16 protein-coding genes are annotated in these 14,234 nt (G+C 47.8%); 3 read left to right on the top strand and 13 right to left on the bottom strand.

Features of this window, described 5'->3' with window-relative positions:
- Positions 1 to 19: 19 nt before the first annotated feature.
- From ON05_RS11200 to ON05_RS11175, 6 genes are all read right to left on the bottom strand, one after another.
- Entirely contained in the window at positions 20 to 799 is a 780-nt protein-coding gene (locus tag ON05_RS11200) for a YwiC-like family protein (RefSeq protein WP_010475063.1), read from the bottom strand.
- A gap of 379 nt (positions 800 to 1,178) precedes the next feature.
- On the bottom strand, positions 1,179 to 1,385 hold the full coding sequence (locus tag ON05_RS11195) for a hypothetical protein (RefSeq protein ID WP_029315282.1): 207 nt from the start codon (positions 1,383 to 1,385) through the stop codon (positions 1,179 to 1,181).
- A 24-nt stretch (positions 1,386 to 1,409) separates the two neighbouring features.
- On the bottom strand, positions 1,410 to 1,856 hold the full coding sequence (locus ON05_RS11190; protein WP_010475061.1) for a hypothetical protein: 447 nt from the start codon (positions 1,854 to 1,856) through the stop codon (positions 1,410 to 1,412).
- 27 nt (positions 1,857 to 1,883) lie between these two features.
- Positions 1,884 to 2,495, bottom strand: a complete 612-nt coding sequence (locus ON05_RS11185; protein WP_010475059.1) for a hypothetical protein — start codon at positions 2,493 to 2,495, stop codon at positions 1,884 to 1,886.
- A gap of 421 nt (positions 2,496 to 2,916) precedes the next feature.
- On the bottom strand, positions 2,917 to 3,672 hold the full coding sequence (locus tag ON05_RS11180; protein WP_010475058.1) for a segregation/condensation protein A: 756 nt from the start codon (positions 3,670 to 3,672) through the stop codon (positions 2,917 to 2,919).
- 6 nt (positions 3,673 to 3,678) lie between these two features.
- Positions 3,679 to 4,125 (bottom strand): lipopolysaccharide assembly protein LapA domain-containing protein, encoded by a 447-nt coding sequence (locus ON05_RS11175; protein WP_010475056.1) that lies wholly within the window; start codon positions 4,123 to 4,125, stop codon positions 3,679 to 3,681.
- A gap of 239 nt (positions 4,126 to 4,364) precedes the next feature.
- Here ON05_RS11175 and ON05_RS11170 point away from each other — a divergent pair, with 239 nt between their 5' ends.
- Entirely contained in the window at positions 4,365 to 5,144 is a 780-nt protein-coding gene (locus ON05_RS11170; RefSeq protein WP_010475054.1) for a photosystem II S4 domain protein, read from the top strand.
- Here the strand turns inward: ON05_RS11170 and nadB are convergent.
- The 4 genes from nadB to ON05_RS11150 form a co-directional block, all read right to left on the bottom strand.
- Positions 5,141 to 6,808, bottom strand: a complete 1,668-nt coding sequence (nadB, locus tag ON05_RS11165) for an L-aspartate oxidase (RefSeq protein ID WP_010475052.1) — start codon at positions 6,806 to 6,808, stop codon at positions 5,141 to 5,143. The genes ON05_RS11170 and nadB overlap by 4 nt on opposite strands.
- A 153-nt stretch (positions 6,809 to 6,961) precedes the next feature.
- Positions 6,962 to 7,396, bottom strand: coding sequence for a photosystem II complex extrinsic protein PsbU (gene psbU, locus ON05_RS11160; protein ID WP_010475048.1), 435 nt, complete (start codon positions 7,394 to 7,396; stop codon positions 6,962 to 6,964).
- A gap of 139 nt (positions 7,397 to 7,535) precedes the next feature.
- Positions 7,536 to 8,702 carry an adenylate/guanylate cyclase domain-containing protein gene (locus ON05_RS11155; RefSeq protein ID WP_010475046.1) on the bottom strand — a complete coding sequence of 389 codons (1,167 nt, stop codon included), beginning with the start codon at positions 8,700 to 8,702 and terminating at the stop codon, positions 7,536 to 7,538.
- Positions 8,703 to 8,760: 58 nt separating this feature from the next.
- Positions 8,761 to 9,705, bottom strand: a complete 945-nt coding sequence (locus ON05_RS11150) for a GDP-L-fucose synthase (protein WP_010475044.1) — start codon at positions 9,703 to 9,705, stop codon at positions 8,761 to 8,763.
- A 108-nt stretch (positions 9,706 to 9,813) separates the two neighbouring features.
- On the opposite strand from ON05_RS11150, the gene ON05_RS11145 reads away from it, so the two are divergent.
- A complete protein-coding gene (locus ON05_RS11145) occupies positions 9,814 to 10,011 on the top strand; it encodes a hypothetical protein (RefSeq protein ID WP_039780622.1) in 198 nt (65 codons plus the stop codon).
- A 29-nt stretch (positions 10,012 to 10,040) separates the two neighbouring features.
- Here ON05_RS11145 and ON05_RS11140 read toward each other — a convergent pair whose 3' ends face one another.
- The 3 genes from ON05_RS11140 to ON05_RS11130 all read right to left on the bottom strand — a co-directional run bounded on the left by ON05_RS11140 (position 10,041) and on the right by ON05_RS11130 (position 11,718).
- Positions 10,041 to 10,217: an RNA-binding S4 domain-containing protein gene (locus tag ON05_RS11140; protein ID WP_010475042.1), complete on the bottom strand. Its 177-nt coding sequence runs from the start codon at positions 10,215 to 10,217 to the stop codon at positions 10,041 to 10,043.
- 72 nt (positions 10,218 to 10,289) lie between these two features.
- Positions 10,290 to 11,243 (bottom strand): SPFH domain-containing protein, encoded by a 954-nt coding sequence (locus ON05_RS11135; protein WP_010475041.1) that lies wholly within the window; start codon positions 11,241 to 11,243, stop codon positions 10,290 to 10,292.
- Positions 11,244 to 11,277: 34 nt separating this feature from the next.
- Positions 11,278 to 11,718 (bottom strand): NfeD family protein, encoded by a 441-nt coding sequence (locus ON05_RS11130; RefSeq protein ID WP_010475040.1) that lies wholly within the window; start codon positions 11,716 to 11,718, stop codon positions 11,278 to 11,280.
- Between the two features lie 159 nt (positions 11,719 to 11,877).
- Between ON05_RS11130 and ON05_RS11125 the strand changes: the two genes are divergently transcribed.
- Positions 11,878 to 14,232 (top strand): TerB N-terminal domain-containing protein, encoded by a 2,355-nt coding sequence (locus ON05_RS11125; protein ID WP_010475039.1) that lies wholly within the window; start codon positions 11,878 to 11,880, stop codon positions 14,230 to 14,232.
- Positions 14,233 to 14,234 lie beyond the last annotated feature (2 nt).

The following is a 14,234-nucleotide window of genomic DNA, read 5'->3' as shown; positions in this document are numbered from 1 at the left end:
AAGCGGAAGCCCATCTTTCTTAGGTGCTGGGCAATGTCGGGGGTAAAACTGTTAGAGCAACCAAACAGACATAAACCACCGTGAAATAGGTTTCAAAACGAGCAATATGCTCAAAGCGACATTGGGTATACCAGTCTCGCTGCCAGATGACGACTGCAAATTTCAGCAGAGCGACGGTAAAGGTCAGGGCAGTGAGGGGCAGTAGCCATTCGCTGTAGAACAATCCCAGGGTGATCAAAATGGCAATACTCAAAAAGATAAAGCTAGGTTTGAGATTGCTGGTTTTGGTCTTGCGGAGTTTGATGGTAAAAATAGCGCTGGCATAAAATAATGTATTCAATATCCATAGACCCCAGGCTTGCGGGGTTAAGGTGCCAGCGGTTGCCCCATAGGTTAGCAATGTGGATAGGCAAATGGCGGCAAACATCACCAACTCATTGGCAATGGATTTTTGTTGATGGTTGAGTACTGCGATCGCATCCAAGATCAAAGCGATGGCACCGCAGAGATATAGCCATATCAAGATGGGGTTCTGCTGAGCCAAATAGAGCGCTACTAAAAGACTAGAACCTCCATAAATACTGGCCCAAACTAAATATCGCGGTTTCCAACTACGACGTTGTTTGAGTTGGACAATGAGGGGATGCTCGGCTTGGAGGGCACAACCGGCGCAAACACAAGCCCAGGTCGTGTCATTGGTCCAGGACTGGGCTAACGCAGCACCAGAGAGTAACGATCCAAATAAGACTAGCAAAGCACCATGTTCTGGCGCAAAGGTGGGGCGATACCAAGCATGCATGGGGAATCAAAGCCAAAAAACAAATGAATAAACCGCAGTTTGAGGAAATGGGTGACTCGTCAATGTGGGATCACAAAAAAACAAAGGGAGTCAGGATCTATGACCCCCCTTGTCTGCGCGGCTCAAGTGAATCAGGTTTCATGACCAGCTAAGTTGTCTAATCAAAGGACTAGTCAACCTAACTTGTTTTAGAAGAGTTTGGAACCTATCAGATCCAACAACACTGTAGTATTAATTGAGAATATATATCAATTAAAAATTTGCCATTTGCGATTTAGATAGTGTTCAGCCGGACTTATTCTCTGTCGCAGGACCTGCTCACTTGTACGTTTTCTGGGGTTTTATCCTAGTGCCTGCAAGGAATGTAGGCGTCCCAGATTTAGTAGGAAGAAGCTGGTTTTTGGGTTTCATTGGGGGATAAAGCCTGAAAAGGCTCCCCGGCAAATCGATGACTATTGCTGACCCGAACATATGCGATCGCAAATGTGCCGAGAAAGGTAATCCAAATTCCCACGCCCAACATGACATACTTATGCATGGCCCGGGTTGTTAGACGATGGGTAGGTGTCTTTATCTGAGTTTGCATGGTTTTGAACCTCAAAAATCGTTATTAATGGGGCATGAGGGGTAAATACGGAAATATCGGGTGCCAATTCATCACGGTGGCCGCCACTAGAAAAAAGATTAGACTGCCATATAGACTGCTGGCATGAATATTGCGTTTTTTCCAGAGCTGATGTAGTAATACCCAGCTCAACAGCCAGCCCATGAGCATGATGGTTTCTTTACCGGAATAGCTGCCAATTTCGCCATAGACTTGGTCAGAGGTACGGCTGCCTGGAATCCAGTCCCCTAAAGACCAAACAATGGCATTCCAACTCTTAAACACAACAGTTAAATGTTGATTCACCATCAATAAAAAGCAGCTAAAGGCAGCGCTGAGTAGTGCAGCAGCAGCGGGGCCAGATACCGTTGGGGCATCTGGTGCTCCGGTGGCAATGGATTGGGGGAATTGCTTGAGCCAATTCCCCACTCTGAGATAGATCGGTTGTGACATGGATTTCACTGGTTAATGGTGGTTAAACTACAAACTATGAATACGGGCAACATTAAGCCCACTGACAAACCCACCCATGGCAAAGAACATCATGGCCATCATGGCGATACAGGTAGCTGATAGAACGACACGATGCTGGCGATCCATAATTTGATCGCCATATCGCCATAACACCCAAGTCGAAGCGACACCTAGGGGCAGGGTAAACAGCACCGTGAATTCGTGATATTCCATAAATAAGTAATGAACTAACGGTGTATTCTCTAAAATCCAGCGGCGCGCGCCCCCTAGAGGTGCTCGATACCGCATATAAGCCCAATTCCCAGATGCTATCGCCAAAAATGCAATAAATGAGGCCCATAAGATCACGGTGCGGACCTGGGGCAAGATGCGATGGGACCCTCGCAATAAGGGAAAGGCCAAATGCCCTGCATAGGCAATCACAACGGTTGCTAAGAGGGCAGCAACGCCATGAATGGCCCCCATCGACCGTTGCCAAGGACTTGGACTCAACACATTGACGACAGGTAAAAAGAGAAACAAGCCTGCCGATAACAGCCCTAAGGCATAAACGCAGATGGTGGCAATATCTTTGGTTTTCGGAAAGGTGACAGATTTTACATCAATCGGTTGTTGCATACAGAAATCGCCTTTAAATTAACTTTCTCCTAATAGAGAATTTGCAGTGCCCAGTGGATTTCCAGTCCAGAACCCTAATTCCTCCATGAGGCAAGCATTCTCGTGAAATCCTGTTGATTTGTTGTGGATAGAGCCTGATTCACCCCAATACCGTCTTTTTGAGAACTTTCAAAGAAAGCAGGATCGTGAATGTTTTACTCACAAGATACTTTATCAATAACTGACATTTATATTGATAAAGAATTTCAATAAATGTTGCGGTATTGGGAATGACCTCCCACCCCAGCACAAACTAGGTCCAACCGTTTCTTCCAAAAAGAGGTGTTTGGCAAGGTAGGGCCTAGCCAAAAAATATGGACACCCCATGCCTGGTAACTGGACCAGAGATGGGGTGTGGTGTCTTTTTAAAAAAAGGCTGAGTTTAGGATGCTGCGGACTTTAGGTTGGGCAGGAGTTCTACAGTGGCAGGCTTATGGGTGAGGGGCTTTAACCTTAAATCCACATAGAATTCGTTTTGCTCTAGCTCCACTTTGGATTGAGCACAGAGTAATAACAGTGCCCAGAAGACCCCAACCCGGTCATTCATAAAGGACAGTAATTCTTCAAAGTCAAGCCAGTCTTGATTGGGGTCTAAGCGGGCAAAAATTTCTTCTAACTGCTCTGCGACTTCTGACAGGTTTTCTTGGTGGGCGAGTTGCGAAATCGCTTTCATCGATTTGGCTTTCGACATGCGCCGCACTTTGCGGACTTTGGGGCGCTGGGCTTGGCGCTCTACCGCTACCGCCATCAGTTCTAGCTGATTGATCAACTCTGTCAGGGTCACCCGGCGTCGTTGAGGTGGGCGGGCGACCGGACGACGTTGGAGGCATCCTTCTAAGGGAGAGGGTAAGCCGTTAGATACGGCTTCAAGATCATCAAATAGAAGCAGCTCCATTTCATCGGGTTCTTCTGGCTCTTCAATCAAATCGCCTAACGTTTCGGCTTTGAGGAGAACCAGCATGGAGGCATAGAGAAAAGCCTGGCCTGAATCCGACAGTTCCTGAGAGTCTTGATAGGATAAATGGCTTAAAAACCGGTCAAAGACATCGATGACTTGAACATCCCATGGATCAATTTCACCCCGTTGGGCTAAGTCGATCAACATGGAAATGGCATTGTGGGCAAAGGAACTGCTCATATCGGTTTAGTCTGGAACAAGCTCAGACGGTGGGGGAGTAAGGATAGCGGATTCAGGTTCTGAACGAGGGATAACGGTTTTGGCCGTTGGTTCAGATAAAGTGGCTACAGACACGGCATCACTGGTGACCGTTGCTTGGCTAGGTAGGAGTAGACGTTGCTCTTCTAGTTCGGCTTTGTAGCGTTCAAGGTCTGATTGTAAAGATTCAATTTCAACTTCTCTAGCTTGTAGGGCTTCTCGGGTGACAAAGAGTTCTTGCACTGTAGTCCAGACGCTAAAGACCCAAGCGAGGACAGCGCCAATCCCTAAGGTAATAATCAATTCAATCGACAAGGGAGCCGTGAGTTGAACACCATTTACAACTTTGATACTGACGAGTTGTGTATTTTCGATCGCAAATAAAACAACCGCCAGACAAATGACAAAAATCAAAGTAAAGTTGACCTGCCGCATTCGATAACTCCCAAGGTTATATAACTCTGCAATTTCAGCAATACTAAGCGTTTGACAGATTGAGATTGGGCTTTAAAAAGCACGGATTTTGAATATTTTTTCAAAGCTTAGCAGGTCTAGCGAGATTTAGGCTGTTTCCTTTAGAGGAATATTAAATTTTAGGCTTGTTAGGATAACAGTACCGTTTCCTTTCCCTGACAAATTTATTCTGTCCCCGAGTTGGGACCTATCATTTCCTCATGCTACCCAAGGCAAAATTATTAAATGGTGTAGAACATACAGACTGTATGTCTCGCCTTCTCGACCAGGCCACTCAAGCGTTAAAAACCTGGGAGGTGGTGGTCTCTGCTTTCCTGTCGCCGCCAGAGCTAGCGGAAGCCCAACAGATGTTTGCCCCGCTGACGGAAGTCTCGATTTTGGCTTGGGGTGGCTATCCTCAGGCGGAACGGCAGCGGATTGCGATCGCACATTCTGATCTTCCCCTCGATCAATCCCAAGTAGACCTCGCCGCCCTCAGCATTTCCGGGAATTTTCTCTTTGATCCAGCCAGCCATCGCGATTTTTTAGGGGCCCTTCTGGGAACCGGGATTGTTCGCGATCAGGTGGGGGATATTTTGGTCTTGGGTGAGCGAGGCGCTCAAGCGATCGCATCTCCGCAACTCGTCCCTTTTCTCCAAACTCATCTGACTCAGGTGCGAACGGTGCCGGTGCAAGTGGAACCGATTCCCTTTGAGCAATTGAAAGTAAGAGAGCCTCGTTGTAAAGAGATGACGACGGTAGAAGCCTCTATGCGCCTTGATGCGGTGGCCTCCGCTGGCTTTGGCCTGTCCCGCAGCAAAATGGTCAATTTGATCAATACTGGGGATGTCCGGGTTAACTGGAAAGAAATTTCCCAATCCAGCTATGGCCTCAAAACCGGAGATTTAGTGACAATCCGAGGTAAAGGGCGTTTGGAATTAGGTGAAGTGCAAATCACCAAAAAAGAGCGCTATCGGATTCAACTTAAGCGCTTTAGCTAGGTGCTTAAGGGGACCTGCTGCCAGGTTTCCTGCTCTACCACTGTATGGGCTTGCCACTGATCTTGCGATTCGGGATAGTCGGCTCGATAATGGCCGCCTCGGCTTTCGGTACGGAAGTGAGCGCTTTTGAGGATTAAGTAACCAATATCCAACAAGTTCTGAGTTTCCGCCCAAGCGCGTACGGGGATATCGGGGTGAACCGTAACCGTTTGCCCTGGCGCTATGCTGCTGACTTGCTGGGATAAAGGAGAGCTGTGGAAGGCTTGTCGCCACTGCTGCACCTGTGAGATCCCACGCTGAATCTGATCGCCGGAGCGGGAAATCCCGGCGCTATTCCATAACACTTCAGGCAATTGAGTCTGAATCTCAGCCAACATGGCTTCGTCCTGGGGCTTAATCGTGAGATCGCTACTAGCTAAGGCTTCCGTTGGCGCTATGTCTACTGTCGGGATAGATGATAAATCAAGATGGGCAAACTCAGCTGCAAATACTAAGCATTCTAAAAGAGAGTTACTGGCCAACCGATTGGCTCCATGAACTCCCGTGCTAGCGACTTCTCCAACTGCATAGAGTCCTGGAATAGAGGTTTGACTTTGTAAATCGGTCTGAATGCCTCCCATCCAGTAGTGGGCTGCTGGCAACACTGGAATGGGCTGTTGATAAACATCAACGCCCCATTTCTGGCAAACCTGAATAATTTTGGGAAACCGCCGCTGGATTTTCTCAGGGGCAATGGGTCTTAAGTCTAGCCATACTTGGTGGGTGTGGGATTCAGACCCCTGCAAATGGGTGAAAATGGATCGACTAACCACATCCCTAGGCGCTAGTTCTCCCTGGGGGTGATAGTCAAACATAAATCGGTGACCAGAGGCATCCAATAAATGGGCGCCTTCGCCCCGTACCGCTTCACTGATTAAAAATCGAGGCGCACCCGGCAACGTTAGAGCCGTGGGATGGAATTGGAAAAACTCCAAATCTCGGAGCTGGGCTCCTGCCCGCCACCCCATTGCGACTCCATCCCCTGTACTTAAGGCTGGATTGGTCGTTTGGGAAAAGACTTGACCGCCGCCTCCCGTGGCCAAAATAACAGCCGCCGCAGATACCCAAGAAATCTGGCCTGCCGTTAGTAAACAGATACCTTGGCACCGTCTCGTTTGGGGATGTCGCCACAGCTCTAGGGTGAAGGTATCTGCCAGCACTTCAATATTCGAACGTTGCCACATTTGGGCTGTCAGGGTTTTGATTAAAGCTCTTCCCGTTGTATCAGCGGCATGGAGAACACGAGGACGAGAATGTGCTGCTTCTAACGTCGCAGCCAATTGCTGATCTTGGCGGCGATCGAAGGCAATGCCCATCTCCAACAATGCGTCCACCTGTTGGGGGGCCTGCTGTACTAGAAAATTAACGGCCCTCGGTTCACATAGGCCCACGCCTGCATTAACCGTATCTTGGGCATGGAGTTCTGGGGAGTCACCTTTATCAAAGGCAGCTGCAATACCACCCTGGGCCCAATCGCTAGCAGAACGCGACAAACTATCTTTTGTAATCAGGCCTACCCGAATGTGTGAGGGGAGCGACAAGGCAGTATACAGCCCTGCAGCACCGCCCCCGACAACGAGGACATCAAAGTGGGAAGACCCTTGAGTATGAAGATCTTGTGACAAGGTTCAAGAAAAATTGCTGTAATGCAGCATAAAAAATACTCCCCACCTGAAAGCAGTGGTCAAATGAACGACTGCGTAGGCAGAGAGTGCAATTGTACAAACTGACGGAATAGAAGTTCGGCCACGTCCTAAACCATCAGCACATAAAGATAATTACTTCATGAAAGGCTTGTAAGAACCGGGGTTATAACGATCTTGACCACCGACCAAAGAAGGATCAGGATCAGAAATTGTAAAGTTACCCATGTTGTCTTGTAGAACTTTCTTTTGCTGGTCGGTTAAACCATCAATTTGTAAAACATCTTCAACACTGTTGTATGGGGCATTCTGCACGACTTTACCCGCAACAGTGGGATAAAGGCCCTTGTATTTCATAAACGCAAGGACATTAGTGTTATTGACATCGATCTTCTGACCAAAATCTGTTCCCAGCTTTTCGTCAATTGGGTTACGGTAGGTGTCTGCCAGCACGATGGTGGGGCCAGACTGCAAATTAAGGGCATTTACAGGTTGAGACCAACCAAAGAAGCTGAGGCATGTTGCCAGAGCGAGACCAATCAAACCAAAACGACGGACAAACGAATGCATTTCCTTAAGTACCTCCCTGTCTCAGAGATTTCAACACAGCTCTTAGTAGAGCCTATCATCAACTACAGACTCCAACCCACAAAAAACCTTTTTTAGGGTATAGTTTTCTGAAATTTGTATTTTCAATACACCAATATTACTACTGGTTGGTCTCTAAAAAAGTTTTGAGTTCGGGAAAAGAGCAAGCATAAGCTGGTTTAGGGTTCACATATCCCTTCAATTGCACCGTAAATTGGCGTAACGGCAAATCCTCACCCTGCCATTCCTGCATATATTGATACGTGGTCGCTCCTACCGCAATATCCAGGCCAATTTGTTTGGTACTCGTTTCTAAACGAAACGCAGCGTTGACCGTATCTCCTAGAGCCGTATAGTCTGGGCGATCACTACTGCCCGTATTCCCGACCATGCCATAGCCCGTATTGATGCCAGCGCCAATTTTTAAGGGAAAGGGTAAGGGATATGCCAAGTGCAGCTTTTGGGTCATTTCATTGAGCTGATGGAGGGCCTGAAAGGGTTGTTGCAGCTCTTGTTGCCCCACATCTTGAGTGCCGTGAATCCACACGGCCATCACGGCATCACCAATATATTTATCTACCCAGCTACCATTAGCTCGGATAATATCCCCTGCTTTGCGAAACCAGGTGCCGACGACTTCAGATAAGAGCCGTTCATCCAAATTGCGAGTGAGGCCCGTAAAGTTGCGAATATCAACCACGAGTACTGAGATCAACCGGCGAACATGCAGTAAGGCAGTGACAGGCGCTTCTGATAAACCTTGGGTCGCGGTCGATAGACGGACGGCATCAGGATTATAGAATTCAACGTTGGTTTGGCCAAAGGTGAGTTTATCCCCATGTTTCAAAGAAATGGGGACACTGACTCGTCGCCCATTTACGAATGAGCCGTTGTGGCTTCCCAGGTCAATTAAATAGAGTTCTCTAGCACCCATGGATTGCAGCATGGCGTGGTTGCGCGACATCCATTGATCGGGGAGCACAATGGCGTTGTCGGATCCTCGGCCAATCGTCCAATAGGAATTGCCGACGAGGGATAGTTTATAACTCCCCGATTCGCCATGAACGTTGAGATAAGGATGATGGGTGTCATCATCTGATGGGGGCAGCAGTGGTCGAGAAAGTACTTCCGTAGAGCCGTCAAACTGGGTACTAGACGTGCTCAGTTCCTGTTGCAACTGGATGAGATGTTGCTGTTGTTGTAGAACAATTGCAATGAGCTGCTCGCGAGTGAGTCCCGATAAACTTTGGGGATTAAAGACAGCAGGGGACTCTTGAGGCACTGGCATGGATATGGTTTTACGAGAGTCATGGATGGCCTCATTGCCATGACTCTCGTGCTTACAGTTACTCGGGGTGCTGTCGGTACCAATCAATGGTGTTCTGTAATCCCTGCTCTAAAGTGATGTTGGCGGTAAAGCCGAATTTTTCTTTAGCTTTAGCCGTATCCAAACAACGACGTGGCTGACCATTTGGCTTATCCGTGAGCCAAACCACGTCACCTTTAAAGCCCATCAATCGACAAATTAAGGTGACGAGATCACGAATGGAGACTTCAGAGTTCGTTCCTAAATTAATGGGGTCCGATTCGTTGTAATCTTCCATCGCCATTATTATTCCCCGTGCAGCATCCTCAGAGTACAAAAACTCCCGGGTTGGTGTGCCATCTCCCCATACTTCGAGTTGGGTCGCCCCAGCTTGCTGGGCTTCGTACACTTTGCGAATCAGGGCAGGGATGACATGGGAGCTTTGCGGATTAAAATTATCCTCTGGACCATATAAATTCACAGGGAGGAGATAGACCCCATTAAATCCATACTGCTGCCGATAGGCTTGGAGCTGGACGAGTAATGCTTTTTTTGCCACCCCATAGGGAGCATTAGTTTCTTCGGGATATCCATCCCAGAGAGCTTCTTCTTTGAAGGGGACGGGCGTAAATTTAGGATAGGCACAAATGGTACCTACACAGACAAATTTTTCGACGCCTTTTTCATAGGCTGCATGAATGAGTTGGGTGCCCATCATCAAATTGTCGTAGAACAATTCGGCAGGTTTAATTTGATTTAAACCAATACCGCCAACATGGGCTGCTAAGTGGATGACAATATCCTGTCCGGCAACAGCGTCTTGACAAGCACTTAGGGATCGCAAATCACAGGTGGAAGAGCGAGGGATGGAAATATTCTCAAGTTGTGCTCCAGCTTTTTGTAGTTGAGCAATGACTTGACGGCCCAGAAAACCTGCGCCTCCGGTGACTAGAACTTTTTTGCTGGCAAGATTGGATGTAGTCATGATTATGTTTTGTCAAATACAGTTATTGACGGACAACCGAATTAAGCTGGGAATGCTAGGCTAATAATGCTAGCTTAGACATTCTCATCTATTTTTTAAAAAACTCCTATGGAATTGCATGATCAGGCTGACGAGCCCCCTGAACGTAGCTCCGATGTTCTCTCCAAAATCGCTGGAACTGCGATCGCATGTCTGACCTTGGCTATGCCGCTTTATGTGACAACATACTATTCTTCAACCCGTCAAATTCCACTCGCTCCTCAGTTTTCTGAGTCCGTTATGGCAAAAGAGCGGCCCCAGAGCTAGGCAATTGTTTAAGGGTTAGAGTCAGGTGCTTATTCCACTTCAAAAGACTCATCTTCGACGGTGACAATATCACCCGCATTGAGCTGTCGTCCACGGCGGACTTCAAGCTCTCCATTGACCGTTACAAATCCAGATTGGATCAGATGTTTAGCTTGTCCACCGGTCAGGGTTACCCCTTGAAATTTCAGAAATTGATCCAGTTTCATAGGGTACTTGGTTTAGATGTGTATTGGCTTCAATCTAGGGTAAGCAATCTACTCTAGAATGCCAACCCTTCCTTACACTTGGCCTGAATCATCAATGATGGAACGAATCCCTTCAATAGATGCAGGAACTGATCGAGGATCCATAAACATCACCTTGCTGCTATCACTTTCTCCGATGGTTGCCCCCATATCCATATAGTTCTGAGCTAACAGAAACTGTAGAGCCTGTTCAGCTTTAGGGTCTTGCTTCAGGGCTTGAGTGACAATCTGCAATGCTTCTGAAGTGGCATGGGCTCGCAATACGCGATCCTGACGATCACCTTGGGCTCTGAGAACGATAGACTGCTGCTCTGCTTCTGCTTCTAGAATGGCAGATTTTTTGCGGGCTTCAGCTGCTAAGACTTGAGCTTCGGCAGAACCACGAGCGGAGTTAACAGCTGCTTCTCTTTCACCTTCAGAGGTGAGAATCGCAGCTCTTTTCTTCCGCTCGGCAGCCATTTGCAATTCCATGGAATCTTGAACTGCTTGAGAAGGGGTGATATCCCGTAGCTCAACCCGTGTGACTTTCACTCCCCAAGGATCGGTGGCACTATCTAGTTCTTGCAGGAGGATTTCGCTGATTTGGGTGCGTGCTGTAAAGGTTTCATCCAGTTCGAGCTTACCCATCTCGGCTCGAATTTGAGTTTGGACCAGATTGACCATGGCAGATGAGAGATTCTCAACCTTGTAATAGGCTTTCTCCATATCGATAATTTGCCAATAAACCACAGCATCGACCGTAATAGCGACATTATCACAAGTAATACAAGATTGAGGGTCAATATCTAGTACTTTTAGTCTTAATGTGTCTTTATAGACGATTTGGTCGATCACAGGAAAAATAAAATTTAATCCTGGATCTAAACGTTTTTTATAGCTTCCTAAGTTCTCTACTAGAGCAGCATTCCCTTGATTAACAATGCGCACAGAACTAGCCGCACCAGCTCCACCTATAGCGGTCAGAATAACGATAATAACTTGCCACACAGTGCTTGCTCCCAGTAACTAAGTTTCAGATGTTTCACGCTTTTGGATGAAAGGTCAGACCTTCCCCAAATTCAGTAGGAATGACGAACAAGGTCGTGCCTTTTCGGCCTACAACGTACACTTTTGTCTTGCTTTCGATGGTCAAATTTTCATCTTCACAGCGAGCTCGCCAAGAACTGCCTTCATAGATCACTCGACCCGTTTGGCCTGCTGGAATTTGAGTGAGCGTCTCCGCTTCCACCTCAGCTTGTAAAATTCTGGCGGTTCTTTTGGGCACAAATCGGCGAACTAATGCAATCAAAAAGACTGACAAGATCAACCAAATTAGAGCCTGAAGATAGAACTGAGGTACTACCAAAGAAATAACTGCGACAGCAAAGGCACTGATGCCCATCATCAGTTCCACAAAAGCGGTTGGTGTAATAACCTCAAATACACAAAACGCTAATCCTAGTCCTAACCATAGCCAAGCCAAAATAGTGTTCCTTACCGATTGCTGGATCCGGTATATGTTTTATCCGCAGTATACCCAGGATGGTTTAGTTCTGTGGCTGACATAGGCAGTTTATACTTGAAGGCGCTAAATTAGAGCGGAGCTGGAATCAGCCCCAGCAGAAATTTACACGCGATCACTATGGGGATTGTTCACTGGTTAAAGCGAGTATTAGAGCCAAAGCGACCTCGATCGAGTCCTGCTTCCTCTTCTGAGCCTGCAACGACGGCCAAAGAAGAAGCACCATCCATTGTTCACGAGAGCGTTGCTGAACCGCCTTTAAGTCCAACGGTTGAGCCAGTTCAGCAATCGCCACTCAGTCTAACAGTTGAGCCAGTTCAGCAACTTCAGCAGTCTGCACTGCAGACAGCAGTACTACCAGAACCTGCGCCCCCTGTTCGGCAAGTTTCAACACCTAAGAGTCAGCCACCTACGCCATCACGAGCGACCTGGATATCGGTAGATAAAACAGTACTCGTGGGTAGCTACTGCTTACCGGGTTTGGTTTATGTGGGGGATAACCTCAAAGGGATTAGCACCCATGTCAGCACTGAACCAGCTTTAATTCGACCGCAACTGAAGCTTGATGAAGCGAAGCCTGATCGCAATGGCAATTGGATTAGCGAATGGCCGTCCTATAGCGAAATTCCCTCGGCTAGCCGAGCGGCCTATTTGGAGTGGTTGGCGGATGGGCGATGTGATCCCCAGATTCCCTTAGGGTATGTGTATTTATTCTTCTATGGTCTAGAGCGCCGGGTTCTCAGGGATTTTCGACGGGCTAAACGACCTATCCTGACAGAATTATGCACCATCATGATCGAGGTGGAGCGCCTCCAAAATTTGTATGGTGATCAAGAGACCTTTGGCGAAGAAACTCGCCAATTTTTAGACATTTGCCGTTTCCTACTTCCTAACCAAATCACAGCTTTGCCACCACCCTGGACCTTTGAATCCGTAGAGATGCCTCTGAGTTTAGAGGTTGGCCTAGGAACATTAGCAGCGACGCAAACCCCACTCCCTGCAGACTGGGCGTTGTCCTGGGTGATGCATGCCTTTCCTGGTAAGTTGCGAACACCTGCTTCTCGCTGTTTTTCAGAGTGGCGGTCTTGGTTTAAGTATGAGTATCACCAGAATTTTGGTGATGGGCTATTGCTAGACCCCGATCCAGACCAAACGCTCCCTAACGATACAGTCATCTATCAACCGACGAGTGTGTCTTTTGGGGGCAACATTAAGCTGGACATTCCCGAACGGCCTAAAATTGCAAATTCAGAGGCGATCTTAGAGCGGCTCCTGCATTTAGTAGAGGCAGGAATGCAAACCCTTGACCCTTATAGCCGCTGGCTAGGGCGTAATCCAGAGGGGCAAGGCAGCTATAGTGCCCTTTTATTGTTGCCACCGGAACTGATGGTAGAGTGTGCCTCCCCGCAAGTGAAGGCATTTCGAGCCTGGGTGGAAAACAGCCTTTCTGAAAGAGATATCGCGGTTGTGTGGGGACAAGACCTATTACAGCAGTGGCAGGATCCCCCTCCAGATAAGCTGACGAAATTAGAGGCAACGGTTTTATCGGATTACTTGACTCGTTTAGGGATTGGGATTGAGCCGGATGTTCAGTTAGGCGGCAAACCTCCTGCCTCAAATCAACCCTATGTGTTTTTCCGGCTTCCAGAAACATTCCGCTCTGAGCCGTCCGACAAATTTAAATTGGCGACGCTGTTATTACACCTAGCCGTAATGGTGGTGGTGGCAGATGGAGCAGTGACGGTGCCTGAGTTCCAGCGCTTGCAGAACTATTTAGCTTCAACGCCCCATTTGCAGAATGGTGAACGGGCTAGGTTGCATGCGCATTTGCAGGGTTTACTAGTCGATAAGCTCTCGCTGCGAGGGCTGAAAGTTAAGTTGCAGCCCTTGTCTGCGGAACGCAAGCTTGCGATCGCAAAGTTTCTCATCCATTTAGCGGCGGTTGATGGTGAGATTAACCCATCAGAAATTTCTATTCTCAGCAAGCTTTATCCCTTATTAGGGCTAGAGTCTCAGGCGGTCTACAGTCATATTCATGAAATGACGGTAGAGACTCTGCCCGCGACGGTAACCTCGTCAACGTCCAATGCTGATGCCAGTCAGACGGAGACACTGCAATTAGATCGGGCTTTAATTGATGCCAAAGTGACGGAGTCTGCTACGGTTTCTGCCTTGCTAGCAGATGTGTTTATTGAGGATGATCTGCCTGAAGAGGCCGTTGAACCAGACGGTATTCCAGGCATTGCCGGGCTAGATCAGCAACACTCTCAATTACTACAGCATCTCAGTCAAAAATCTGAATGGGAGCGACAAGATCTGGAACCCCTGGTCGATCGGCTCGGCCTGATGCTAGATGGAGCTTTGGAAATTATCAACGAAGTCGCTTTTGAGCAATGTGATGATCCGCTAACAGAGGGAGAAGATCCCATTGTCATTGATGTGGATATTCTGCAAATGCTCTTAAGTTCTGACTAGGG

It is taken from the genome of Acaryochloris sp. CCMEE 5410, assembly GCF_000238775.2.
In the GTDB taxonomy this organism is placed as follows: Bacteria; Cyanobacteriota; Cyanobacteriia; order Thermosynechococcales; family Thermosynechococcaceae; genus Acaryochloris.
This window is presented reverse-complemented; position numbering and strand designations above follow the sequence as displayed.